Raw genomic sequence first — 22,864 nt, forward strand, 5'->3', positions numbered from 1 at the left:
CATTGGATAGGGCCAATCGTTACGCCCGCGAACGGGTACGGGAATGGGCGGAATGCCGCAACATCGCAGAGCGCAAGTTGATCGATCTCCTCCACCCGTCGGCCCGTACCTTGTGTCCACCCGATTGCCGGCGAGAGTAGTTAAGACACCCGCACTGAACCCTACCCGTCCACTCCTTTTTTGCTACTTCTTCTACCCGTTGCCGGTGGTTTTGCCCAGTCATCCGAGGGGGAAACGGTAGACTGGATCTCCTCCATTGCCGATTACCGATCCCGGCTATTGACACTGCGTCCGGATGCTCCCCGAGAGCTGCAGGAGCTCCTCGAGAAGTGGGATCGTTTGGACGTGCCGATGCAGGAGCGGTACGACGTAAGCCTGAACGTGACGGTGGCCGCGGCCATTTACGGTTACGGGTTCAGGACCATCAGCAACATGCTCGAGAAGCATTTTCCGTCTTCCGTTATCGGACCGTCCTTTACGGAGCGGGACCTGGCCATTCTCCACCGCAACGGAGCCCTGATCGATCTGGTATCTTTGGGGGTACTCGAACTGGAGTATCCCTTTGTTATCGATCCGAACACGGAGCTTTTTTCGGAACTAGCCCATTATGCCATTCAACTCGGCCACATCATAGCGGAAATTGGGGCCGGTACCGGGGCATTCGGGCTCCTGCTCCATCAACTCTATCCCAAGAATAACCTCTACCTCTACGATGTCGACGGGGCGTACCTCAAGTTTATCCGTCAACAATTGCCGGTGGCCGAAGCGGTTGGCCCAGAAGAACGCGTAGAGCTGATACAGGGGAGTAAACGGGCCACCCGACTGCCGGCGTCGGTGGACAAGGTGATCGTCCGCAACAGCTTTCATCACTTTGACAAGCCGGAAGAGATGCTGCGCTCCATCAGGGAAGTGATGAAGCCACGCGGTCGACTCTACCTCCTGGAAGACTTCGCGGATCCGGCCGAAACCGACCCTAGCTGCCCCTACCTTTTGTCCGTAGATGAAATGGTGGAATACCTGTCCGCGGGGGGCTTCCAAGTCGGGTGTACGGTAGACCTGGGCAATCGCTATCTCCTGGAATGTACCCGGAAGTAATCGGGCGCAACCACAGGCTACAGACCGGTTAGCTGCTAAGCCACCATGCCCGGGGTATGCAAAGTGGCCTGCCTACCCCAGCACCCGGTTCAGCAGCGCCGCCGCCCGGTAGCCGGCGGCCCCCAGCCGTTCCTCCACGACGGGCAGGAAGTCGTGGGTGTAGTCATAGCCGAGGTCGGGTAGGCCACTCTCCCGGTCGGTGCGGTCGTAGAGGGTATTGTAGATGCGCTCGCGCAGGACGACGGATTCTTCCATCCACGTTTGGGCGTCGTCGTCAGCCCATTCAGCTTGCCGGGCGCGGGTGTGCATGGTTACGTAATCGGCGAACTCGGTGAAGCTGAGCCGCTCGGCCTCGATGATCTGGGTATCCCAGACGGAGTGCAGGTTGTAGCGGTCGCCGAAGAAAAGCACGGTGATCCGGTTGGCGCCGAGGTCACGGTTTTTACCCACGTGGAGCGGCATGTGTACGTCGGCGACGAAGTGGATCAGGAAGGCCAGGGCCGTGGCATCCAGGGAGCCGGCCAGGGGCTCGACCTTATTTTTCTCCAGCAGCTCGGTCAGCCGTTGGCGGACTTCCTCCTTGCCGGCCAGCACGTCGGCCATGAAGGCGATGGCCTCCTGGACGTCGAAGATGCCGGGGTCCTGGGCGGTCTCGTTCACGACGTCGGCGACCGTCTGGTCGGGCTGCACGGTCATGTAGTGCCAGGGGCTAGCGAAGTCCCAACCGGATTCGGCCCGGATGTAATCGGGCCAGGTGCTCACCTGGGAGAGGTAGTTGTCGCCCAGTGCCGCGTCCACCCGGGCGCGGGCCGCGTCGTTGAGATTTTCGTAGGCGATGTGGGCCACGATCCGGTGACCGTTAGCCCCCCAGGCGGAGAGGAATTGGGGAAGGTAGCAGCAGAGAAGAACGAGCAGGATACGGATCATGGCGCAAAGGTAGCACATGGCACCAAGTCGTCTGCCGACCGCAGCGATAGCGAAGGCTCGTCCGCCGACTGGGTAAACCTAGTTCACGTTGCTCCCGCGCTCCGGCGCAAAAAAAAAACGGGCTACTGAAAGGCAAATTTCCTTTCCGTCACCACGCCATGGTGGCTCCGCGCTATCCCTACGACCGCTATCTTCAATACTATAAAAATCACCTCTTCTCCCTGCTACTAACCGCCTTGGTCGTCACCGTATGTACGGCCCAGCGCATCGAAGCCGAAAAGGTGTTCGGCGGCTACGAATACACCCAAAACGGACAAATGCTGCGGATGGGCGACCTCGTGGATCGGATGGAGCCCGAAACGGAAGCCTACGACCTGATGCGCAGCGCCCGGACGAATCTTACCATCGCCAAGGTGCTGGCGCTGCCCGCCGGTGCCCTGATCGGATGGTCACTGAGCGCCGGCATCGCCGATGGTGATACCAACTGGAAGCTGGCTGCGGTGGGCGGCGGGCTCATCGTGGCCATGATCCCCTTTTCTTCGGCGGGGAACCGGAAATCCCGCGCGGCCGTCGATCTACACAACGAACGGCTCGGTTTCCGGCTACCCGACGACCGGCCGGTATTCGCCCTGGCCGCAACGAAGGACGGCCTCGGCCGGACCGTGGGTTTCTAGCGACCGGCGGTAAACCCTACCTTCGGGTGGTCCAACTCATCGACCCGTGTTCGACCGCATCTTCGCCTACCACCGCGCCGTCAACGACCGCCTGCTGTACGAGCTCGACAGCCACGGGCACGAGCTGCCCGAACGGAGCTATCCCCTGTTTTGCCACATCCTGAACGCCCACCAGATCTGGAACGCCCGCATCCTAAACCGGCCGCCCTTCGGCGTCCGTGACGTGCATACGTACGATGACTGTAGCGACATCATCGGCGACAATCACCGGGATACGCTGACCATCCTCGAGCAATTCGACCTGGAAACGGAGATCGCCTACGTCAACTCCCGGGGCGACGCTTTCACCAATACGGTGAGCGACATCCTCTTCCACGTCGCCAACCACACGACCCACCACCGGGGCCAGCTGATCGCCGACTTCCGGGCCAGCGGCATCGACCCCATCGTGACCGATTACATCGTTTACCGGCGGAACGACTAGGTCGTCTGACGAACGCAGCGGCAGCGGTGGCTCGTCCGCCGACGGGATCGTAGGAAGCCATAAAATCCCCCTAACTTCAGTTACGGCACCTCCGGCACACTATGGAAGAAAACCGACTAGAAATCGAATCCACCGAAGACCTCCGCAAGTGGCTGGCGGCCCACCATGCCACTTCGTCCTCTGTCTGGCTGGTTCGCTACCGCAAGCATACGGGCGACCGGCACGTATCCTGGAGCGAATTGGTCGACGAACTGCTCTGCTACGGCTGGGTGGATAGCCTGCCGCGCAAACTCGACGACGACCGCACCATGATCCGGATCAGCCCGCGCAACCCCAAGAGCAACTGGTCGGGCATCAATAAGGAGAAAGTCGAACGCCTGCGGCGGGAGGGGCGCATGACCCCCGCCGGCGAGGCCCTGGTGGAGGCGGCCCAAAACAACGGCTGCTGGACCTTCCTCGAGGACGTAGAACAGCTGATCGTACCGCCCGACCTGGCGGCGGCCCTCAACGCGACGGAGAAGGCCGCTTACTACTTTGACCGCTTCCCCGACTCCTCCAAACGGGGTATCCTGGAGTGGATCAAGACTGCCAAAACCGAGACCACGCGCCAAAAGCGCATCCGCGAAACGGCGGAGAAGGCTGCCCGGAACGTGAAGGCCAATCAGCCGAAGGGTCGGGATGCCGGGCCGGCGGAAAAGTGAGTCGGCCTTCCGGTAACGCCCGTCGCGACCAGTGTATAAAGGAGTATCTTTTTTCCGGCGGACGGTTTCCCTCCCCCTGCGTTTCCCGGCACCTAGACCCGACTTCGCTCACCCGTAACGTGTCCGGCTCATGTATCTCCTCCCCGGCAAACCAGCTACAGCGACGGCCCCCCGCGGCTGGATCAAGATTGGGATCATCATCGTCTTTATCGTCGGCGTGCTGATACGCCTGCTGCAGTACGCGGGCGATATCTCCTACTGGATGGACGAACTCTTCTCGGTCGTCAACATCGAACGCATGACCCTGGGCGAGTTGCTCACCCAGCAGCCCGCCTACAACCAGGTTGTCGCCCCGGGGTACTACCTCGTGCAAAAGACCCTGCTGCTGCTGGTGGGATACGCCAGCGAAATGGTCCTCCGGCTGTACCCGGTGGTCTGCTCCGTCGTCGGGCTGTTCCTGCTGTACCGCGTGGCGCTCCGGTACCTGCGAGGGCCCTATCTGTTGGCTGCGGTAGCCATGCTGTTCACGGGCCTCGGGTCGTGGTTGTACGGCACTTCGGCCAAGCCCTACGCCGTGGAAATGCTGTACGCGGTTTTCCTGACGCTCGCCCTGCTGCGCCTGCAGGAAGGCCCGCTGCCCGACTGGCAATACGTGGCCATCGGTATCGTCGGGGGCATCGGCACCTTTTCCTCCCTCATCTGCACGGCCTTTCTCGTCGGTGCCGTTCCGTACCTCTTCTGGACGCGGTCGGCCGCTATACCCAAAGGAAAACCGCTACTCATTGCGGGCCTCTGGATCGCGGGGGCGCTGGCTACGATAGGTTACACCCAGTTCGCCCTGGACCCGGCGGTCAAGTCGGCGATGGCCGATGCCCACGCCTATGGCTTTCCGTCCGGCGGGCTACTGGCTTACCCCGCCTGGCTGGTAAACGCCCTGTACGATACGCTCTACTACTTCCTGGCCATTAACCTGCCGCTTCCGGGATTCAACTACCTCACCGCTGCCCTGATGGTACTCGCCGCGATCGGGGCATATGCCTTGCTGCGGAAAGACCCGCGGCGGGGCGTGCTGCTGCTGCTCTTTATCGCCATGGACGTGGCCTTGGCCACCCTGTACCTCCTGCCCCTGACCTCGCGCTACGGGCCCGCTACCTTCTGGGTGTTCTTCCTTTTCGCGATGTATGGCCTGGACTTTTTCCGGGAGCAGGTCCCGGTGGCCCCCAAGTGGCTGGCCTACGGACTGGCCATCCTGCTGGCCCTCCCGAATTTCACCCTGGCGGCGGCGGGCTTGGTCGGCTTGCCCCAGGAAATCGACCCGGTGGAGCAGTTGATTAGCGAGATCCAGCGGGACTACCAGGAAGGCCAACAGGTGCTGGTCCATCCCCGGGCTTACCTCCAGATGGACTACTACGCTCCGCAGGCGGGTCTGACAGACTATTACATCCTCCACGCGGAAACCACCCCCGAACGGTTGACTGCCACGCTCGATTCGCTGGCCCCTACCGAAGCCTGGTTCGTCGTGACCAACGTGCTGGACTACCCCTCGGAACTCAGCGACGCCGCCGTCCGGGAGGTATTCGAGGCGCGGGCCGAAGCCGTGCGGCGGATCGAACTGACGCCGGATACCTACGCCGTGCTCTACCACTTTTAGAGGTCGGCACGTCGGCGGGCGGCCCCGGCCCCGGAGAATTCTTGCCCGCGGTAATGTACTTTCGCGGGGATGAAAACCTGCCTTCTCCTAGCCTTCCTGCTACCGCTGCTGCCCTGCGCGGCCCAGACCTCCGAAACCGGCACTCCGGAAGATCAAATCCGCGCCACTTTCGGAAACTACAAATCCGCCATTCTCAACGACGAGGGCGAGCGGGCGCTGGGCTACGTGGACAGCCGGACGCTGGCCTACTACGGCGATATGCTGGAGAAAACCAGAACGGCCGACTCCGCCACGGTGGATGCCCTGCCCATCATGGATAAGCTGATGGTCCTGGCCATCCGCCATCGCACGTCCCATGCCGATCTCCTGCGCTTCGACGCCGAAAAACTGTTCGTCTACGCCATCGAGCAGGGGATGGTCGGGAAAAGCAGCGTGATGCACAATGAGATCGGGGAAGTGGAGTTGGACGGGAATTACGCCCGGGGAAAACTGGTGGTAAACGGCACCCCCGCCCCCGCCCACTTCGATTTTTACGATGAGGGCGGCTGGAAGGTCGACCTGACCTCAATCTTCCCCCTCGCCAATCAGGGCTTTGAACAGTTGGTCAGGGAAAGCGGCGAACCGGAAAACGCTTACCTCCTCCTGGTGCTCGAGATAATCACCGGTAACCCCGCCGGCCCGGATATCTGGCAACCGGTCGTCACGGAACAAGTCAACGGGGGCTGAATTTTGCGCCGGAGCGCAGGAGAAACGGAATTCCCGGGACGCCGGCCGTGAGCACAACGTCCGTCGGCAGTGTTCGGACCACCGAACCCCCCGTCTATGCTCCTCCGATGCGCCGTTGCCGGTTGTTTCCTGCTGGTTGCCTGTACTTCCCAGCCAGCCGGCCCCGCCCCGGAGACTTCCGGAGCCGACCGGCTGGACGCGGCGCAGGGTTTGCTGCAGGGAAAGTGGAAGCGGCAGAGCTATCCTTACGGTACCATCGAGTTTGGGGAGCAGCGGGTGAAATTCACCACCGGCGAAGGCCTGGCGGAACCGCCCGCCTTCGTCGCCTGGGAACTCGTGGACGCCTGTCCGGACGCAACCGCGGTCGGGGTACCGCCGACCGAGTACGACTTCGTGCTCGTCCATGGCAACGAAAATTGCGATGCCATAAAGCTGTCCGTGGACGAGTTCACCATATACTACGCGGGGAGCGAGGAAGGGGTGATCTACGTACGGGAGTGAACGGCTTACCGACCGAAGTCCCGGACAACGATCGACCGGCCTCCGGCCCGAAGGGATACTTTCCCATACTGCCCGTTCGCCCCGGAAAGCCTCGACCATGGGGCGCAGTGGCGAGCAGGATGACGGACACCGCGTACGCTGCATCTTTAGACCATTATGCCGCTGATCCACCTAGAAACCCGTATCCGAGCGGAGCGAGAGCTCGTCTTTGACCTCGCCCGGAATATCGACCTGCATCAACTGTCCACGGCGCAAACCAACGAAACGGCCGTCGGCGGTACCACCAGCGGACTGATCGGTCCGGGCGAGTGGGTCACGTGGCGGGCCCGGCACTTCGGAGTGTACCAGACCCTGACGGTCCGCATCACCGAATACGACCGCCCCGGCTACTTCGTAGACGAAATGGTCAGGGGCGCCTTCAAGCGCTTCCGGCATGAGCACCGCTTCGCGGCGGCGGACGGTGGAACGGTGATGACGGACCTATTCGACTATACCTCGCCCCTGGCGTGGCTCGGACGGGTAGCGGACCGACTGTTCCTGGAGCGGTACATGAGGGATCTGCTCGTACGACGCAACGCGGTGGTGAAGGAGGTCGCGGAAAAGGCGGCTCGGGACCCTACCGCCGGTCATCGTACTACCCGCCGGTCCTGAGCGACATACCGGGCGTAGAGCAGGAGACCGCCGATGACCATCACGTTCCGGAAGACGTTCAGCAGGTCGCTCTCGGAGTCACCGGCGCGGGGCAGGTTGCACCAGCACGGTCATCAGGAACACATAGATCACCATCAGGACGGCAGCTAGCTTATCGTATTTGCCCCAGAGCGTACTTACGATAAAAGCCAGGATGCAGACTCCGGTGAAGTAGTTCCAAAACAACGGAAAGGGAAGCCATTCGGGCACCCGGCTCGCTCCCACGCTCGGTTGCCTGAAATGGAGCCCGACGTAGAGCAGGAACGAAAGCGGAAAGATGAAGCGGCCGAGGCGCAGCAGACGGTCCATGCGCTTACATTTCGAAGGGCGCGATCTCCCGGATTTCGGTAAACCCAGTGGCATGGGTGGTGATCGGACAATCCTGTGCCCATTCCTTCGCCTCCTCCAGGGATGCGGCCCGGCAGAGCAGGTAACCGGTTACCAGTTTGCCCTCCAGCACGGCGGGCCGGTCGGTGATTTGCCGTTTATCTACCGTGGCACCTTCATAACGGATCGGCTGGGTCGAGATCAGGTTGCCGCCGCGGGCGATCTTGCCGATCCAGGTCCGCCAGGCGGTCATGGAATCCTGCATGGCTGCCGCGTCGACACTATAGCTCCGGTCTCCGGCCGTATTCCAAAATAGCATCAAAAACTCCTTCATATCAACGGTTTGTTGGTGAACGAGACAAACTTCGGACCGGGGGATGCCAATCCCGTTGACAATTGTCAAGGAATCAAAGCTTGGCCTTAAGGCGGGTTACGGTTTCCGGACTTAGCCCGAGGTAGGAAGCGATCAACCTACTGGGAAGGCGGTTGCGGAGCCTGGGTTTATGGTCGTAGAACCACCGCAAACGATCCAGTCCGCTCAGGGCCGTGAGGGTATTGACGCGGTATACGGTGTTGTTGTAGGACACCTCCAGGATCTGCCGGTACATACTCGCGAACTCGGGGACGGTGGCGCACATTTCCTGAAAGGAAGCATGCGAGATCCGCAGTAAGCCGGCGGGCTCGATGCACTTGATGTACTCGGTACTGGGGGTCTGGTTTTGAAATCCGAAGATATCGGTGACCCACTGATCCTCGACATAAAACTCCCGGGTCGATTCGTGACCCCGAGCGTCAATCACGTACACCTGAATGCAGCCCTCGACAATAAAGTAGGCGTACCGGCAAACGTCGCCCTCCTGCAGCAGATGATCGCCACGTTTGGCCCGCATGGGTTCGAAGCGAGACAAGACCAGGGATAGATTTTCCGGGGCTCTCCCAAGTATTCCGGTGATGTGTTGGCGCAGGCGGTCGACCATAGGGGAAACGGTAAGGCGGCTGGTCGAATCGGGCTGCGTAAGAAGACGGTACCCTCGACCACTCTCCGGAGGACTCTACAAAATAAGCTGCTCCGCCGGTAAAGACGCGGCACGCAAAGACGGAAACTGAGTCACGCTGGGCGATCCCCGGGGCTAGGCGGAAAGCGGGCTGAACTTTCGCCCGACCACCACCTTTACCCCAGATGCAAAACCCGGACGCGCCCAAGCTCGGCTGGCCCCTGTGGCTCTTCGTCACGGCGACCCTGGTCTCCAACATCGGTACCTGGCTGTTCACCGTGGGGTCCAGCTGGCTGATGACCGAACTGGACGGGTCGGCGCTGATGGTCGGCCTGGTGCAGACGGCCACCATGGTCCCCCTCTTTTTCTTCGCCCTGCCCGCCGGCGCGCTGGGGGACGTGTACGACCGGCGGCTGAACCTGCTCATCAGCCAGGGGCTGCTCATCCTCAGTACGGCCATCTTCGCCTGGATCGTGTACGCCGGCCAGGCTACGGTGACCCTGTTGTTGGTATTCACCTTTTTCAATGGCTTGGGGGCGGCCTTTTCCCGTCCGCTGATGTCGGCCATCATTCCCCAGCTGGTCCCGAAGCCGCTGCTGCGTTCGGCCGTCAACCTGGGCGGTATCTCCTTCAACCTCAGTCGGGCGATCGGCCCGGTGCTGGGCGGCTACCTCATCACGCGCTACACCCTCGATCTGCCGTACTGGGTCGACGCGGTCAGCTTCCTCACGGTGTGGATCTACGTTTGGTTCTGGCGCGACGACCGCGAGAACCTGGAGCACGGCCGCCAACCCCCGCTGCGGCTGGCGATGGGCGACGCGGTACGCTTCTACCGGCATTCGCCGGCCCTGCGCGACAGCACCCTCCGGGCCGTCAGTTTCTTTTTTTCGGCCAGTGCCCTCTGGGCCCTGTTGCCCCTGATCGCCCGCGAGCGGTTGTCGGGCGAGGCGGACCTGTACGGTTACCTGGTCGGCGCGGCCGGCGCGGGTGCCGTGGCGGGTGGGGTATTGCTCGGTGGCGTGACCCGTCGGCTGAACGCGAACCGGATGATCTTCCTGGCGGGGGGCGTAATGGCGGCCGGTCTTGCGGTACTGGGTTGGTCTACCTCCGTCACCCTGAGCGTCGCGGCGGTGCTTGCCTGCGGGGCGGCTTGGCAGACGGGCTATACCACCGTCATGACCAGCACCCAGTATTCTTTGCCCCGGTGGTTTGGCGCGCGCGGACTGGCCTTCTACCTCATGTCGACTTCCGCCTGTCTGGCGGTAGGCTCGGCGGCCTGGGGCTGGATCGCCGACCTGACGACACTGGCCACCAGTCACTATATCGCGGCCGGCTCCCTGCTGGCATTGACGGTTCTGGGACGGGGGCTGCGGCTGGACCAGGCTAGTGGGTTCGACCTCTCCGCCGGCGACCCCCTATTCTCCGAGGAAGCGAATGACGATACGTCGGCCCGGGTGCCGCAGCTGGTGCGCACCACTTACACCTTCCCCTCCCACTTGCGGGAGCCATTGCTGGATCGCCTCGCGCAGTTAGCCGGCAGCCGGTACCGTTCGGGTGCCCTGCGCCGCCGCATCGCAGCGGACCCCGACGCGGACCGTATCGACGAAGAGGTCTGGCTTATCCTGGGGGCCCCCTACGCCGGTGTGCGGATGCAGACTACCCGCCACGATGCGGATATGCAGCAGGAGTTTGAAAAATGGCTTAGCGACAACGGCGGGGAATGGAAGCAGGAGATGCCGAAGGGAGAAATTTCGTGATCGCAGGCCGGGTCGGCCATTTGGTAATTCCGGGATAGCGGATGGTAAATTCGGAAGGCGGAAACCGTAGCCGCTTTCCCGATCTTCGAGGCCATTGATTGCCCGCGCGAAATTCGCGGCCGGCAATCGCCTATTCCAGGTGCTTATCGATCATGCCATGACCAACTACACCCTACAACAGTCCCGCCGGTGCCGACTCATCGGTTTCTTCCTGCTTGCCCTGACCGTCTGCACCGCCCAACAAACTAGCAGCGAGGGAACGGACGGCGGCTCCCCGGCCCTCACCCGTTACCGGCGCGTGATCGTTACCGCCGGGGGGGATAGGGCAGCCGGGGGATCCGGTTGGAAGAATGAACAACCGGCCTTCCCCACCGCCGAAGGCTACGGTAAATACGCCAAGGGCGGCCGGGGCGGGGCGGTCTTCGCCGTCACCAATCTGAGAGACAACGGGCCCGGCAGCCTGCGGGCGGCGGTGGAGGCTGCCGGGCCGCGGACCATCGTCTTCCGGGTGTCCGGAAATATCGAACTGGAAAGTCCCCTGACCATCCGCCACCCCTACATCACCATTGCCGGGCAGACGGCCCCCGGAGCGGGTATCTGCCTCAAGAACTATCCGCTCAACGTCAGCGCCGACCACGTCATCGTCCGCTATCTGCGCATTCGCCCGGGGGATGTGTCGGGAGCCGAATACGACGCCGTCTCCAGCCGCTACACTAAGCACGTGATCCTGGATCACCTATCCGCCAGCTGGAGCGTGGACGAAGCGGTATCCGTTTACCACTGTGACAGCATTACCGTGCAATGGTCCCTGATCGCGGAAAGCATGTTCCAATCCAACCACGCCAAAGGGAACCACGGCTACGGCGGCATCTGGGGGGCGAACTACAGCAGCTATCACCACAACCTGCTGGCCCATCACACCAGTCGGAATCCACGGATGGCCTCGGGCTCCGGTCACACCGACCACCGCAACAACGTGATTTACAACTGGGGTTTCAACAGCTGCTACGGCGGCGAAGCAAGTCAGCAGGGTAACGATGCGCTGAACTTCTCCACCATCAACCTGGTCAACAACTACTATAAGCCCGGACCGGCCACCCGTACGGGGGCGGTATCGTATCGTATCGCCAACCCTTCGGCACGGGGGGAGGACGACACCGGACAGTGGTACATCGCCGGCAACGTAGTGGAAGGATACCCCCGGGTAAGTGAAGACAACTGGGACGGTGGGGTGCAAACGGAGATCCCCTTCGATCGTATCCGCATGGACGAGCCCTGGCCCGCCATGCCGATCGGGGAAGAGTCCGCCGAAGCCGCCTACGCCAGCGTACTGGATAGCGCCGGGGCTATTCTGCCCACTCGCGATGTCATCGATCGCCGGATTGTCGAGGAGGTAAAGGGAGGTTACGCTACCTACGAAGGGGCGAGCTACCGCCGGGAGTACGACCTCGCTGACGCCGACGCGACGTCCGGGATCATCGATTCGCAGGAGGACGTGGGTGGCTGGCCCGAACTCGCCGGGGAAGACGCTCCCGAAGATACCGACGAAGACGGCATGCCCGACGAGTGGGAAAACGCGCACGGGTTGGACCCCCAGTACCCCGACGACCGCAACACCGTAGCCGCCGACGGATACACCATGCTGGAAACGTATCTGAACGCGCTACGGTAAGGAGGGTGTGCGCGGTTGCCCGGGGGATCGCGGGTGCACGGCTCGCAGACCCACAAAAAAACCGGAAGCGATGTACTCGCTTCCGGTTCTTATGGTTAAAACGGATGGGGTGACCATCCGAGGGGGTTATTTCTTGCCGCCCTTCTTATCACCGGTCTTCGAGCCGCCGGTTTTGGCACCGCCCTTGGTGTCGGTTTTGGGGGCGGAAGAACCACCCTTTCCTCCAGTTGCGGGTTTGCCGGGAGTCTTTTTAGAATCATCAGATTGCTTAGCCATTGTAATTCGGTGTTTATGATCGACGGTTAGCCATCGGTCGTTAGATAATTAGGCTCAAACCGGGTGTTTTGCTGATATGTTTTAATAATGGACCCGGCAGCGAAATTAATTTGCCGTTTTTTAGTTAAAATCCTACTCCGGCCTCGTCCGTCATCCGATGGGTTGATCGATTGGTATTTTTGGCCGTTCCGGGGAGGTGTTGTCATCCCGGAAACGGGGTTTCGTGCCTCCCGCGCGGGTGCACCATTTTCCCTTTTTGGACGGCGACCGAGTAGCGTACGGCTTGCCGGAACCGGGTCCCGAACGACCGTCCCGTTGCCGGTCAGCCCGGGTTCCCGCGCCCCGCCGCCCAACCCTTGCCTGGGTAAGATGAGAAAGGTTAGAATTGTCATAAATACATTTAAAGGAACGGTCGCAATTACCGACCCGCTTATCTTGCGGTTATCTTTGGAATCGACCGGGCCGATGCCTAGCCCACCAATCCGTTGCCATCCATCATGCGCTACCCGAGCCTCCTGTTTTTTGTCCTCGCCCTGAGCAGCCTTGCTATGGCGCAGGTTTCCCCGCCGCAAATCGATACGGTCGCCTTTGCCAATCCCATCGCCGAACAGCGCGCCGACCCCTGGGTATACCAATCGGAGGACGGCACCTACTACCTGATCGCCACCGTGCCGGCGTACGACCGGATTGTCATGCGCAGCGCCGACAGCATCAACGGACTGCGGGAAGCCGAGGAGAAAACGCTCTGGACCGCCCACCCGTCCGGCGTCATGAGCCGCCACATCTGGGCCCCGGAGCTGCACCGCGTCGACGGTACCTGGTACATTTACTTCGCCGCCGCCGAGGCCAGTGACATCTGGAAGATCCGGATGTGGGCCCTGTCGAACGACTCCGAGGATCCCATGACCGGCGAGTGGAAGGAGGAAGGGCAGATCACCACCGACCGCGACGGCTTCGCCCTCGATGCCACCACGTTTGAACACAACGACGAGCGCTACCTCATCTGGGCCGAACGGGACGGCGACGGCACCAGCCTCATCCTCTCGGAAATGAGCAACCCCACCACGCTGACCGGACCGCAGGTGGTCATCACCAAACCCGAATACAGCTGGGAGCGCATCAAGTACAACGTCAACGAGGGCCCCGCCGTGATCAAGCGCGACGGCCGCATCTTCGTGACCTACTCCGCCAGCGCCACCAACGACCACTACGCCGTGGGCCTGCTCTGGATCGACCAGGACGCCAACCTGCTGGATACCACCAACTGGCATAAGTCGCCCGGCCCCGTCTTCTCCTCCAACGAGGAGGTGGACCGCTACGGCCCCGGCCACAACTCCTTCACCACCGACGCGGACGGCAACACCGTGATGATCTACCACGCCCGCGACTACAAGGAAATCGACGGCCCCGAACTCGAGAACCCCGACCGCGCCACCCGCGCCCGCGTGATCCGGTGGACGGCCAGCGGCTTCCCGGATTTCCGGCAGGCGGAAGGGGATGGTATGGAGTCGGAAGCGGGATCTCGGTGAGGCCGCGTAGCGACGACTTCAGTCGTCAGGCTGCCAGGATCTTTCGCGCCGATCGGCGACCCCCCATTTCCCGCAGCTCGGCGCGGACCTGGCTGGTGATGGAGGTCCCTTCCGGGGCCGTTACCTGTCCGTTGGCGGGAAAATCTTGGTTCCCTCGCTGAACTAACGGCTTGCGTATTTCGCCCGATCCACAGCGGAACCCACCGTAAGTTTGCCGGTCAAAAGGAAGCCGAATGGAATTTTGGGAAGCCAGTTTCCGCGATAAGCAGGAAATGTGGGGGCAAGCCCCCGCCGACGCCGCGCGACAAGCGGCGGACTTTTTTCAACAACAAGGGCTCGGGCACGTCCTCATCCCCGGTTTCGGCTACGGACGCAACGCGCGGCCTTTCACCGCCGCGGGCATGCGGGTAACGGGGATCGAGATCGCGGCGACCGCCATCGAGCTGGCCCGTCGCCATTTGCCGCCGGAGGTGGTTATCCATCACGGCTCGGTGGGCGATATGCCCTTTGACGAGGCCCTCTACGACGGCATCTTCTGCTACGCCCTCATCCACCTGCTCGATCCCGCCGGCCGCCGCAAGCTGATCGAGGACTGCTACCGCCACCTCGCACCGGGGGGCTACATGATCTTCGTGGCCCTCTCTACCGAAAACGCCACCTACGGGGAGGGAGAAGCGATCGGCGACAACAGCTTCGTCTCCCGACACGGGGTGAGCCTCTTCTTCTACGACGACCGAGCCGTGGAGTCGGAGTTCGGCGATTACGGGCTCATCGAGGCCGAGGAGGTCACCGAACCCACCCGGGCGGAGGGGGAACAGCCCGTCCAGAAGTTCTGGCGTATCGTCTGCGAGAAGGAGGAAGTCGAGTGATCCCGGTTGCCGGGAAATCGTCCCGCGCATGTTTTCGATCCGAGTGCTTCCCAACGCTCCCCGGTACGCGTTAGGTGGATTGGCATGCCTACGGTGCCCGTCCTACCGCCGTGAAAAAGCGCTACCTTCTTCCAGCTTAAACTTCGTCATGCCCAAGCTCCTGTTGTTCTTTCGCGACTTATTGCCATCGGCTCCGGCCGGTCATCCGACCAGCCACAGCGTAGGTCGTATGGCCTGGCTCCTTACCGTGCTTTTATTGGCTGGCCCGTCACTGAATGCACAGGTGGATCCCCTGCCCGTCGGCGTAGCCGGCCTGACCCATTCCCACGTACACGGCATCTTCAACAGTGAGGGGAGGGGCGACATCGAGATCGTCGGCATCGTCGAAGACAACGATACCCTGGTCGAGCGCTACCGCCAGCAGTACGGCTTCGACCCCGCGCTGGTGTACCCGACGCTGGAGGCCATGGTCGCGGCCCGCCAACCGGCCGCCGTGGCCGCCTTCGGCAACATCTTCGATCACCTGTCGATCGTAGAGTTCTGCGCGCCGCGGGGCATCCACGTGATGGTCGAAAAACCGTTGGCGGTGAGCGCCGACCACGCCCGGCGCATGGCCGAACTGGCCCGTACGCACGGCATTCACCTGCTGACGAACTACGAAACCACCTGGTACCCCACCAACCACGAAGCCTACGCCCTGGTAAAAAAAGAAGGCCGCATCGGCGACATCCGGAAGGTCATCGTGCGCGACGGCCACCGGGGTCCGAAGAAGATCAGCGTGGGGCCCGAGTTTCTGGAATGGCTCACCGACCCCGAACTGAATGGCGCGGGCGCCCTGACCGATTTCGGCTGTTACGGCGCCAACCTGATGACCTGGTTGATGGACGGCCGGCGGCCCCTGACCGTGACGGCCGTCACCCAGCAGCTGCAAGCGGAGAACAACCCGGAGGTGGAGGACGAGGCCATCATCATCCTCACCTACCCGGATGCCGTAGCCCTACTCCAGCCCAGCTGGAACTGGCCGATGGGACGCAAGGACCTCGAGATCTACGGCCTGACCGGGGCGGTGTACGCCGACAACGGCCGCGACCTGCGGGTGCGCATGGCCGAGGGCTACGATGGCTTTGAGGAGGAGTCCGTGCACCTGGACCCCCGCCCGGCCCCCTACGATGACCCCTTCGCCTTCCTGGCCGCCGTGGTGCGGGGGGATATCAGCGTGGACCCGACCGACCTTTCCGCGCTGGAAAACAACCTGACGGTAGTGGACATTCTGGATGCGGCGAAGCAAAGTGCGGCAAGCGGACGAACCGTCGTGCTGGAATAAATCAGGCTGTCCGGCGTCTTCCCCCCCGTCGCGGTGACCTCGTATCCGGAAACTGCGGATGTTAATCGATACGCAGCCGATCCAGCCTTGCGCCGACGACGTAGTCGCGCAATTCCTTTTCGAGGGAGTCGTAGGCGTCCGGGCTTACCGTGCGCTCGATCCGGCCGTCGCGCAGCACGCTGATGGCGTCGCAGTTTTCCCGTAGCCCCGCGAAGACGTGGGAGGAGAGCAATACCGTTTTTCCCCGTTCGCGCAGGCGGCGCAGCAGCGCCTGCATCAGGAGGTTGCTTTGAATATCGACCCCGTTGAAGGGCTCGTCGAGCAGGTATAGATCGTTTTGCTGGACGAGGAGGCCGAACAACGCCAGCTTCTTTTTCATGCCGGTGGAGTAATCCTCCGCGTAGCGGTCGAGGGGCAGGTCGAAGAGGTTCTGGTCGGCAAAGTCCTCGGTCGGTAGCTGGCGGGCGGCGCAGCAGAGCTTCAGGTACTCCCAGCCGGTAACGTAACTCGGAAAGCTCGGATCGGTCGGCAAGAATCCGATCCGCGTACGTACCTCCGCCGGCCGGGGCTGGATGTCTCCCCGGCAGTCGAGCAACCCGGCCAGGCAACGAAAGAGCGTGGTCTTGCCCGCCCCGTTGTGACCCACGATGCCGTGGACCGTGCCCGCCGGCAGGTCGAGGTCGACTCCCCGCAGGACCGGCATCGTACCGAACGAACGGGTGAGGTTGCGGACGACCATCACGTCAGGATAGCGTTGAGCCGGCGCCGGGCTTCCCGGTACCAACCGATGAGCAAAATCAGGAGCAGCGGGGGGAAACACATGCCGGCCACGTGGGCGACGGAGCGCAGGAAGTCAGGCTGTCGGGGATACCCGGCGTATTGCACCACGATCATACCCGTAATGTACAGCAATCCCAGGCCGATGACCAGCAGGTGCAACACCCATCCGTCCGGCCACACCACGCCGAGCGCGACCCAGATCGGGAGGGCGAAAAGGGTATAGGCGTAGCCCGCGGTCCTGATTTTATCCCGTAGGTATCCGCGGGCACCGGACCGGTACATCCGGAGCAGCTCCGGCGGCGGCGTATCGGCGTAGAACGACATGACCAGGAGCCCGCAGCCCACCCCAGTGAACCGCAGCAGGTTGACGTTATCGGCCGACACTCCCTGCCAGGCCACGAAATACAGCAGCGGCAGCACCCACCCGTAGCGACGGAGTCCGACGGCGGATTCGTAGGGGTACCTGCGAAAGGGCGTCGGTAGTACGAAGATACCCGAACCGCCCCGCCGGAATTCCGCCAGGAGCGAAAGCAGGGCAAGCAGTACCCCGGCCGCCAGCCAACTCCCGTAGCCGAGGAGCACCAGCAGACTTACCGATCCGCCCGTCAGCTGCTCCGTATACCGGATCAACCGGACGTCCCGCCGGGAAAACAGGCGTTCCAGCCGATCGAAACGCGCCCCGGCCGACAACGGCCAGAGGGTGACGATCGTCAGGGCTACCAAAATATACGGTGCCGCGGTGAAGCGGCCGTAGAGATATACCGCCCCGAGTACCCAACCTGCCAACCCCAGTCCGACGGCCACCGGCAGCGGTAAGCCAAAATCGGCCAGGCGGCGGCTGGCCCGCAGGAGTTGCAACCGGAAGTAATAGTGCATACGGGAAGCGGTCAGACCACATCGGACGGCCTAAAGCTACGGCATGCCTCGCTGCCTGGAAACAGCAAAACGGGTTCCCGTCCGCAGACGGAAACCCGGCAATGTAATTACTTAATCAACTAAATAGCTCATTCGCCCAGCAGCCACGTAGGGGTGCCGATCATGTCGGCGCCCTGGCGGGTCACGGCGGCCTCGTAGTTCGCAGTATTAAGCACCTGCTCCTCGTCGGGGTACTGGATGCGGAGGGGGATGTGGTCCAGGGTGGCATCCGGGCCGGGGGTTAGCTCGGGCATGCCGGTGCGACGGTAGTCGAACCAGGCCTCCAGGCCGACCATGAACAGACTCAGCCACTTCTGCCGGGCGATCAGGCGCAGGTTCTCGTCGCGGTCGTCGGTGTAGGCGACGCCCTCCTGGCTCAGGTATTCGTCGGTGGCTTCGGTGCCGTAGTAGGCCATCGTGGACCGGATGCCCTCCAGGTAGAAGGCCTCCGCGTCGCCCGCGATGTAGCCCTTTTCGGCGGCCTCGGCCAGGAGGAATTGCACTTCGGGATAGTGAATGAATACCATGTCCACCGCATCGGGCTCTTCCCGGAAGCGGGTGCCGAGGCGACTCTGATTCAGCGCCCCGCCGTTGTAGTTCGAGGCGGCGTCTTCGCTGAGGCCGTTCGGTACGCCGACGTATTCGTCGCTGTCGGGATTGTCCACCGGCCGGAAGAGGATGCCGAGCCGGGGGTCGTTGAGCTCCTTCAGTACCCCCTCGACGGTTACGCTCATGCGCTTTTCGTCGAAGCCGCCCACGCGGCCGGTGTGCTGGGGCCAGCGGTTGGCGCCGACGGGGAGGTAGGGCAGCAGGGCGGAGTCTTCCAGCTCGTCCATGTGATTCGCCTCGCTCACGAAGGATTGCAGGTCGGCGGCGCTGAGGCCCACTTCGTCCCACTTATCCTCCAGGCGCATCATCGTACGCAGGCGCAGGGCATTGGCGAATTCGATCCAGCGGGGGATATCGCCGTCGTGCAGGATATCGCCGTTCAGGCCCACGGTGGGGTCGAAGAGGTCGGCGGCCCGCTCGTAGTCGGCCAGCAGTTGCACGTAGATCTCGCGCTGAGGCGTATAGGCGGGCTGGAAGTTGCCCTCCGTTTTGCCGGCCAGGGCCTCTGAAAAGGGCACGTCGCCGTACATCTCCGTCAGGAACTGCATACAGAAGGCACGCAGCAGCAGGCCGGCCGCCTGGTAGTTCGGATTGTTGAGGCGCTCGCCCAGGGCGATGACGTTCTGCGCGTCGCGGGCGTTGCGGTACAGCAGGTTCCAGGTGCCGCCGTAGCTGCCGAGGAGGTAGCGGTCGGTGCCGGTAAAGTTGTTGCTGGCCACCAGCTGGGCCAGGGTATTGCCGGTGCCCCAGGCCAGGCTGGAGGTGAGCTCGTTGCCCACCTCGTAGAGGATCTTGGGCAGGATCAGGTCGGGACTGGCCTGTTCGATGCTCGGGGCGTTGGGGTTTTCGTTGAATTCCTCCAGGTCACCGCAGGCGAACAGCACCACGGCCAGGAAGAGAAGGGATAAAGGGCGTGCCATCGGACATTGCTTTTTAGTACGTGCTTTTCTCCCGCGCTCCGTCGCCATAATTTTTGCGTCGGAGCGCAGGAGAAGAGAAAATCAGGAAGGGAAAGGGGATTAAAAGACGACGTTCAGATTGAAGCCGAAGCTGCGGCTGCTGGGCGTGGCCATGTCTTCCACGCCGGGCACGATGCCGCCCCCGCCGTAGCTGAAGACTTCCGGGTCGAAGTGGGGGTTCTCGGTGAAGAGCAGCAGGTTGCGGCCGATAAGGCTCAGGCGGATCCGCTGGGCGCCGATGCCGCTGACCCACTCCCGGGGCAGGTTGTAGCCGATGCGGGCCTCGCGCAGCTTCAGGAAGGTGGCGTCGTACATGCCGACGGTCTCGTTGTCGCGGTTAAAGTGGCTCCAGTAGAAATCGCGGGCGCTGAGGGCGGTGGTGTTGGGTACGTAGGTGCCGTCGCCGGTGGCGACCACGCCGTTGCGATCGAGCTCGCTCACGCCGGTGACCCGGGTGGTGCCGCCGATGAAGTCGGTCGTTTCCCGGTCGTACTCCGCCGTTTCGGCCATCATGCCGGAGGTGCCGCCGATCAGCAGCGTCCGGCTCATGATGACGCCGCCCTGCGACCAGTCCCAGAGGAAGCCGAAGTCGACATTGCCGATGCGGAAGTCGTTATTCAGGCCGAGTTGGAAGTCGGGGTTATAGTTGCCGAGGCGCCGCAGATTGGGGTCGCGGACGGGGAAGCCGTTTGCGTCGTAGAGGTGGGCGTAGGTATCCTTGATGTCGGCTACGTCGTCCACGGTCACCCGTTCGTTGGTCTCGGTGTCGATGAGCACGAAACCGGTGCCGTACACGTCGCCCATGCGTTCGCCGGGGCGGGCCAGTACGGTCAGGTAATTCGAACTGAGCTGGTAGCTTTCGATGCCCGGGGCCAGCTCGTTCACCGTGGAGCGGGCGCGGGTGAAGTTGAGGTTGACGCGCCAGTCGAAGTTCCCCCGGCTCACGGGCTCGCCGTTGAGCAGCAGTTCCACGCCCTTACTCTCGATCTCGCCGGCGTTGAAGTAGCGGGCGCCGTAGCCGCTGGACTGGCTCACCGGCACCTGCAGGATCTGGTCGCGCGACACGTTGTTGTACCACGTCAGGTCCAGCCCGAGGCGGCCGCGCAGGAAGCGAAGGTCGGCGCCGAACTCGAGGGTATTCAGCCGCTCGGGTTTCAGGTTGGCGTTGGCGAGCAGGTTGTCTTCCGTGCCGAGCAACTGGCCCCCGTAGGTATTAGACGAAAACTGGAAGTAGCCGAGCAGGCGGTAGGGGTCGGTATCGGCGCCGACCTGGCCGTAGCCGGCCCGCAGCTTGGCGAAACTCACGGCGGCGGGAAAGTCGATCACCTCACTGAGTACGGCGGATAGCGAAGCGGAGGGATAGAAGTAGCTGTTGTTGGCCGCGGGCAGGGTGCTGGACCAGTCGTTGCGGGCCGACAGGTCGAGGTAAAGAAAGTTCCGGAAGCCGAGGTTGGCCGTGGCGTACAGGCTGTTGATGCGCCGGCGGCTGTTGAACTGATTGTTGACCAGCGGAATGGCGGCGTTGTTGAAGCTGTACACCCCGGGCACGGCCAGTTCGTTGGCCGAGGTGCGGCGGAAGCGGCGCTCCTGGGTCATCTGGTTGCCACCGGCACTGATGGTAGCGGTGAAGGTCTCGCCGATCTGCGGCGCGTAGGTCAGCAGGAAGTCGGCGTTCCGCTCCTGGAAGAAGATGTTGTCCTCCCGGTACTGGCCGCGGGGGAAGCGCTGGGTGGACCAGGCCCGCCGGCCGGTGCGCAGCTCGTCGTAGGTGTCGAGGCCGTAGCGGACCATCAGCTGGAGCTCGTCGGTGAAGTCGTAGGTGGCGTTGACGTTGCCGAACAGCCGGTTCTCGTCGAAGGCATTCGTGTTCTCGTACATGGTGAAGTACGGGTTGTCGTGCCAGTTGTAGTTGTAGTTGAACTGCTGGATATTCTCCTGGCCGGGCTGCCAGTAGTCGCGCAGGCTATTCATCTGGATCTGCCGGCCGAACCATACCCAGAGGTACATTACGTTCTCGGTGCCGTAGCTGTTATTGGGGCGGTTGTCGGAACTGCTGTTGATGTAGTTGGCGTTGGCGCGTACCCGCAGCTTTTGGTCCAGGAAGTTTTGTCCGACGTCCAGGGTCAGGTTATTGCGGCTCAGGTCGGTATTCGGCAGGATGCCCTCGTTGGCCGTGTTGGAGTAGCTGAGGCGGAAGTTGCGCTGCTCGTCGCCGCCGTACAGGGCTACGGTATTGATGGTGGTGTAGCCGGTCTCGAAGAAGTCCTCGATGTTGCCGGGGGCAGCGGTCCAGGGCAGGGCCGTGGCTTCGTCGGCGAACTGTCCGTCTTCGGTACGGGGCCGGACGGCGAAGTCACCCGCCCGCAGTCCGGAGCTGGTCGGGCTATTGTGCTGCACGATCAGCGGATTGCCGGCGAAGGCGGGTCCCCAGCTTTCGTCGATGTTGTCATTGGTGCCGGCCCCGAATCCGTCACCGAAGGCGAACTGCCCCCCGGCTCCCTGGCCGTAGCTATTCTGGTATTCGGGGATGCGCAGCGGCCGCTCGAAGGTGGTGTTGCTGGAGAAGCTGGCGCCGATACCCCGCTTGCCGGCCCCGGATTTGGTGGTGATCAGCACCACGCCGTTGGCCGCCCGACTGCCGTAGAGGGCGGTGGCGTTGGCGCCCTTGAGTACAGTGATGGTTTCGATGTCGTCGGGGTTGATGTCGGCGGCGGAGTTGCCGTAGTCGGCGGCCATGTTGCCGTTTCCGCCGCCGTTGTTTCCGTTGTCGTTGTTGATCGGCACCCCGTTGACCACGAAGAGCGGCTGGTTGTCGCCGCTCAGGGAGCTTTCCCCGCGGATGACGATGCGGCTGGAGGAGCCGATGCCGGAGCCGCCGCCGGTGACCCGCACCCCGGCGAGCTTGCCGGCCAGGTTGTTGATCAGGTTGGGGTCCTTGACGCGGTCGAGCTGCTCGCCGTCGATCTCCTGGACGGCGTAGCCCAGGGCCTTGGCCTCCCGCTCGATGCCGAGGGCGGTGACGGTCACGGCGTTCAGGTCCAGGGCGCCTTCGCGGAGCAGGAACATCACCTCGGTGCGGCCGTTGATGGGCTCGCGGAGGGTTTCGTAGCCGACGTAGGTAACCAGCAGGGTGTCGTTCAGGGAGGGAACGGTCAGTTCGAAGTCGCCGTCGAAGTTGGTGACCGTACCGGCATTTGTTCCGGGAATCAGGACGGAAGCGCCGATTAAGGGCTCGTTGTTCGGATCGGTGATCCGGCCGGTTACGGTTTGTTGGGCCGCGAGGGGCGTGACGCCCGCAAGGCAGCAGGTAAGGAGGGTGAGGTAGATCAGTTTCATGGCGTGAGTCGTGTGTTCGCCGCAAAGGTCACGGCAGCGACCGCGTACCGCCAACACCAGCCGTTTA

The 22,864-nt window shown here is 62.7% G+C and carries 22 protein-coding genes; 13 read left to right on the forward strand and 9 right to left on the reverse strand.

The window, feature by feature from the left end:
- Positions 1–180 precede the first annotated feature (180 nt).
- On the forward strand, positions 181–1,095 hold the full coding sequence (locus CLV84_RS01465; protein ID WP_104417967.1) for a class I SAM-dependent methyltransferase: 915 nt from the start codon (positions 181–183) through the stop codon (positions 1,093–1,095).
- 72 nt (positions 1,096–1,167) lie between these two features.
- Here CLV84_RS01465 and CLV84_RS01470 read toward each other — a convergent pair whose 3' ends face one another.
- On the reverse strand, positions 1,168–2,022 hold the full coding sequence (locus CLV84_RS01470; protein ID WP_170067521.1) for a S1/P1 nuclease: 855 nt from the start codon (positions 2,020–2,022) through the stop codon (positions 1,168–1,170).
- A gap of 158 nt (positions 2,023–2,180) precedes the next feature.
- On the opposite strand from CLV84_RS01470, the gene CLV84_RS01475 reads away from it, so the two are divergent.
- From CLV84_RS01475 to CLV84_RS01505, 7 genes are all read left to right on the forward strand, one after another.
- A complete protein-coding gene (locus tag CLV84_RS01475; protein WP_104417969.1) occupies positions 2,181–2,696 on the forward strand; it encodes a hypothetical protein in 516 nt (171 codons plus the stop codon).
- 46 nt (positions 2,697–2,742) lie between these two features.
- Entirely contained in the window at positions 2,743–3,180 is a 438-nt protein-coding gene (locus CLV84_RS01480; RefSeq protein ID WP_104417970.1) for a DinB family protein, read from the forward strand.
- 101 nt (positions 3,181–3,281) lie between these two features.
- On the forward strand, positions 3,282–3,881 hold the full coding sequence (locus CLV84_RS01485; RefSeq protein ID WP_104417971.1) for a YdeI/OmpD-associated family protein: 600 nt from the start codon (positions 3,282–3,284) through the stop codon (positions 3,879–3,881).
- A gap of 130 nt (positions 3,882–4,011) precedes the next feature.
- Positions 4,012–5,532 carry a glycosyltransferase family 39 protein gene (locus CLV84_RS01490; RefSeq protein WP_104417972.1) on the forward strand — a complete coding sequence of 507 codons (1,521 nt, stop codon included), beginning with the start codon at positions 4,012–4,014 and terminating at the stop codon, positions 5,530–5,532.
- Between the two features lie 69 nt (positions 5,533–5,601).
- Positions 5,602–6,258, forward strand: coding sequence for a hypothetical protein (locus CLV84_RS01495; RefSeq protein WP_104417973.1), 657 nt, complete (start codon positions 5,602–5,604; stop codon positions 6,256–6,258).
- A gap of 96 nt (positions 6,259–6,354) precedes the next feature.
- The gene (locus CLV84_RS01500; protein WP_104417974.1) at positions 6,355–6,759 is read left to right on the forward strand and encodes a hypothetical protein; all 405 of its coding nucleotides are present in this window, start codon (positions 6,355–6,357) and stop codon (positions 6,757–6,759) included.
- A 156-nt stretch (positions 6,760–6,915) separates the two neighbouring features.
- Positions 6,916–7,410: an SRPBCC family protein gene (locus CLV84_RS01505; RefSeq protein WP_104417975.1), complete on the forward strand. Its 495-nt coding sequence runs from the start codon at positions 6,916–6,918 to the stop codon at positions 7,408–7,410.
- Positions 7,411–7,488: 78 nt separating this feature from the next.
- Here CLV84_RS01505 and CLV84_RS01510 read toward each other — a convergent pair whose 3' ends face one another.
- The 3 genes from CLV84_RS01510 to CLV84_RS01520 form a co-directional block, all read right to left on the reverse strand.
- Positions 7,489–7,758 carry a DoxX family protein gene (locus CLV84_RS01510; protein WP_211295127.1) on the reverse strand — a complete coding sequence of 90 codons (270 nt, stop codon included), beginning with the start codon at positions 7,756–7,758 and terminating at the stop codon, positions 7,489–7,491.
- A 4-nt stretch (positions 7,759–7,762) separates the two neighbouring features.
- The gene (locus CLV84_RS01515) at positions 7,763–8,110 is read right to left on the reverse strand and encodes a YciI family protein (RefSeq protein WP_104417976.1); all 348 of its coding nucleotides are present in this window, start codon (positions 8,108–8,110) and stop codon (positions 7,763–7,765) included.
- Between the two features lie 73 nt (positions 8,111–8,183).
- Positions 8,184–8,753 (reverse strand): Crp/Fnr family transcriptional regulator, encoded by a 570-nt coding sequence (locus CLV84_RS01520; RefSeq protein ID WP_104417977.1) that lies wholly within the window; start codon positions 8,751–8,753, stop codon positions 8,184–8,186.
- A 203-nt stretch (positions 8,754–8,956) separates the two neighbouring features.
- Here CLV84_RS01520 and CLV84_RS01525 point away from each other — a divergent pair, with 203 nt between their 5' ends.
- Both CLV84_RS01525 and CLV84_RS01530 read left to right on the forward strand, forming a co-directional pair.
- The gene (locus tag CLV84_RS01525; RefSeq protein WP_104417978.1) at positions 8,957–10,528 is read left to right on the forward strand and encodes an MFS transporter; all 1,572 of its coding nucleotides are present in this window, start codon (positions 8,957–8,959) and stop codon (positions 10,526–10,528) included.
- Positions 10,529–10,685: 157 nt separating this feature from the next.
- Complete coding sequence (locus CLV84_RS01530; RefSeq protein ID WP_211295129.1) at positions 10,686–12,200, forward strand: pectate lyase family protein; 1,515 nt, start codon at positions 10,686–10,688, stop codon at positions 12,198–12,200.
- A gap of 126 nt (positions 12,201–12,326) precedes the next feature.
- Here CLV84_RS01530 and CLV84_RS21635 read toward each other — a convergent pair whose 3' ends face one another.
- On the reverse strand, positions 12,327–12,476 hold the full coding sequence (locus tag CLV84_RS21635; RefSeq protein WP_170067522.1) for a hypothetical protein: 150 nt from the start codon (positions 12,474–12,476) through the stop codon (positions 12,327–12,329).
- A 497-nt stretch (positions 12,477–12,973) separates the two neighbouring features.
- Here CLV84_RS21635 and CLV84_RS01535 point away from each other — a divergent pair, with 497 nt between their 5' ends.
- The 3 genes from CLV84_RS01535 to CLV84_RS01545 all read left to right on the forward strand — a co-directional run bounded on the left by CLV84_RS01535 (position 12,974) and on the right by CLV84_RS01545 (position 16,198).
- Positions 12,974–14,005, forward strand: a complete 1,032-nt coding sequence (locus tag CLV84_RS01535) for a glycoside hydrolase family 43 protein (protein ID WP_104417979.1) — start codon at positions 12,974–12,976, stop codon at positions 14,003–14,005.
- A gap of 233 nt (positions 14,006–14,238) precedes the next feature.
- The gene (locus tag CLV84_RS01540) at positions 14,239–14,874 is read left to right on the forward strand and encodes a class I SAM-dependent methyltransferase (protein WP_104417980.1); all 636 of its coding nucleotides are present in this window, start codon (positions 14,239–14,241) and stop codon (positions 14,872–14,874) included.
- A gap of 148 nt (positions 14,875–15,022) precedes the next feature.
- The gene (locus tag CLV84_RS01545; protein WP_245911346.1) at positions 15,023–16,198 is read left to right on the forward strand and encodes a Gfo/Idh/MocA family protein; all 1,176 of its coding nucleotides are present in this window, start codon (positions 15,023–15,025) and stop codon (positions 16,196–16,198) included.
- Positions 16,199–16,259: 61 nt separating this feature from the next.
- Here the strand turns inward: CLV84_RS01545 and CLV84_RS01550 are convergent, their stop codons facing one another.
- The 4 genes from CLV84_RS01550 to CLV84_RS01565 all read right to left on the reverse strand — a co-directional run bounded on the left by CLV84_RS01550 (position 16,260) and on the right by CLV84_RS01565 (position 22,797).
- Entirely contained in the window at positions 16,260–16,937 is a 678-nt protein-coding gene (locus CLV84_RS01550; RefSeq protein WP_211295131.1) for an ABC transporter ATP-binding protein, read from the reverse strand.
- A complete protein-coding gene (locus tag CLV84_RS01555; protein ID WP_104417982.1) occupies positions 16,937–17,854 on the reverse strand; it encodes a hypothetical protein in 918 nt (305 codons plus the stop codon). Before CLV84_RS01555 ends, CLV84_RS01550 begins: the two co-directional genes overlap by 1 nt.
- A 128-nt stretch (positions 17,855–17,982) precedes the next feature.
- Positions 17,983–19,422 carry a SusD/RagB family nutrient-binding outer membrane lipoprotein gene (locus CLV84_RS01560; RefSeq protein WP_170067523.1) on the reverse strand — a complete coding sequence of 480 codons (1,440 nt, stop codon included), beginning with the start codon at positions 19,420–19,422 and terminating at the stop codon, positions 17,983–17,985.
- Positions 19,423–19,521: 99 nt separating this feature from the next.
- Complete coding sequence (locus CLV84_RS01565; protein WP_104417984.1) at positions 19,522–22,797, reverse strand: SusC/RagA family TonB-linked outer membrane protein; 3,276 nt, start codon at positions 22,795–22,797, stop codon at positions 19,522–19,524.
- Between the last annotated feature and the right edge of the window lie 67 nt (positions 22,798–22,864).

It is taken from the genome of Neolewinella xylanilytica (assembly GCF_002934605.1).
GTDB classification, from domain to species: domain Bacteria; phylum Bacteroidota; class Bacteroidia; order Chitinophagales; family Saprospiraceae; genus Neolewinella; species Neolewinella xylanilytica.

Bases quoted from the DNA above. Each gene is read 5' to 3' on its own strand.
- CLV84_RS01510 (WP_211295127.1), bottom strand. From the start codon at position 7,758: ATGGACCGTCTGCTGCGCCTCGGCCGCTTCATCTTTCCGCTTTCGTTC.
- CLV84_RS01550 (WP_211295131.1), bottom strand. From the start codon at position 16,937: ATGGTCGTCCGCAACCTCACCCGTTCGTTCGGTACGATGCCGGTCCTG.
- CLV84_RS21635 (WP_170067522.1), bottom strand. From the start codon at position 12,476: ATGGCTAAGCAATCTGATGATTCTAAAAAGACTCCCGGCAAACCCGCA.
- CLV84_RS01500 (WP_104417974.1), top strand. From the start codon at position 6,355: ATGCTCCTCCGATGCGCCGTTGCCGGTTGTTTCCTGCTGGTTGCCTGT.
- CLV84_RS01470 (WP_170067521.1), bottom strand. From the start codon at position 2,022: ATGATCCGTATCCTGCTCGTTCTTCTCTGCTGCTACCTTCCCCAATTC.
- CLV84_RS01485 (WP_104417971.1), top strand. From the start codon at position 3,282: ATGGAAGAAAACCGACTAGAAATCGAATCCACCGAAGACCTCCGCAAG.
- CLV84_RS01475 (WP_104417969.1), top strand. From the start codon at position 2,181: ATGGTGGCTCCGCGCTATCCCTACGACCGCTATCTTCAATACTATAAA.
- CLV84_RS01515 (WP_104417976.1), bottom strand. From the start codon at position 8,110: ATGAAGGAGTTTTTGATGCTATTTTGGAATACGGCCGGAGACCGGAGC.
- CLV84_RS01495 (WP_104417973.1), top strand. From the start codon at position 5,602: ATGAAAACCTGCCTTCTCCTAGCCTTCCTGCTACCGCTGCTGCCCTGC.
- CLV84_RS01525 (WP_104417978.1), top strand. From the start codon at position 8,957: ATGCAAAACCCGGACGCGCCCAAGCTCGGCTGGCCCCTGTGGCTCTTC.
- CLV84_RS01535 (WP_104417979.1), top strand. From the start codon at position 12,974: ATGCGCTACCCGAGCCTCCTGTTTTTTGTCCTCGCCCTGAGCAGCCTT.
- CLV84_RS01555 (WP_104417982.1), bottom strand. From the start codon at position 17,854: ATGCACTATTACTTCCGGTTGCAACTCCTGCGGGCCAGCCGCCGCCTG.
- CLV84_RS01540 (WP_104417980.1), top strand. From the start codon at position 14,239: ATGGAATTTTGGGAAGCCAGTTTCCGCGATAAGCAGGAAATGTGGGGG.
- CLV84_RS01490 (WP_104417972.1), top strand. From the start codon at position 4,012: ATGTATCTCCTCCCCGGCAAACCAGCTACAGCGACGGCCCCCCGCGGC.
- CLV84_RS01530 (WP_211295129.1), top strand. From the start codon at position 10,686: ATGACCAACTACACCCTACAACAGTCCCGCCGGTGCCGACTCATCGGT.
- CLV84_RS01560 (WP_170067523.1), bottom strand. From the start codon at position 19,422: ATGGCACGCCCTTTATCCCTTCTCTTCCTGGCCGTGGTGCTGTTCGCC.
- CLV84_RS01520 (WP_104417977.1), bottom strand. From the start codon at position 8,753: ATGGTCGACCGCCTGCGCCAACACATCACCGGAATACTTGGGAGAGCC.
- CLV84_RS01505 (WP_104417975.1), top strand. From the start codon at position 6,916: ATGCCGCTGATCCACCTAGAAACCCGTATCCGAGCGGAGCGAGAGCTC.
- CLV84_RS01565 (WP_104417984.1), bottom strand. From the start codon at position 22,797: ATGAAACTGATCTACCTCACCCTCCTTACCTGCTGCCTTGCGGGCGTC.
- CLV84_RS01545 (WP_245911346.1), top strand. From the start codon at position 15,023: ATGCCCAAGCTCCTGTTGTTCTTTCGCGACTTATTGCCATCGGCTCCG.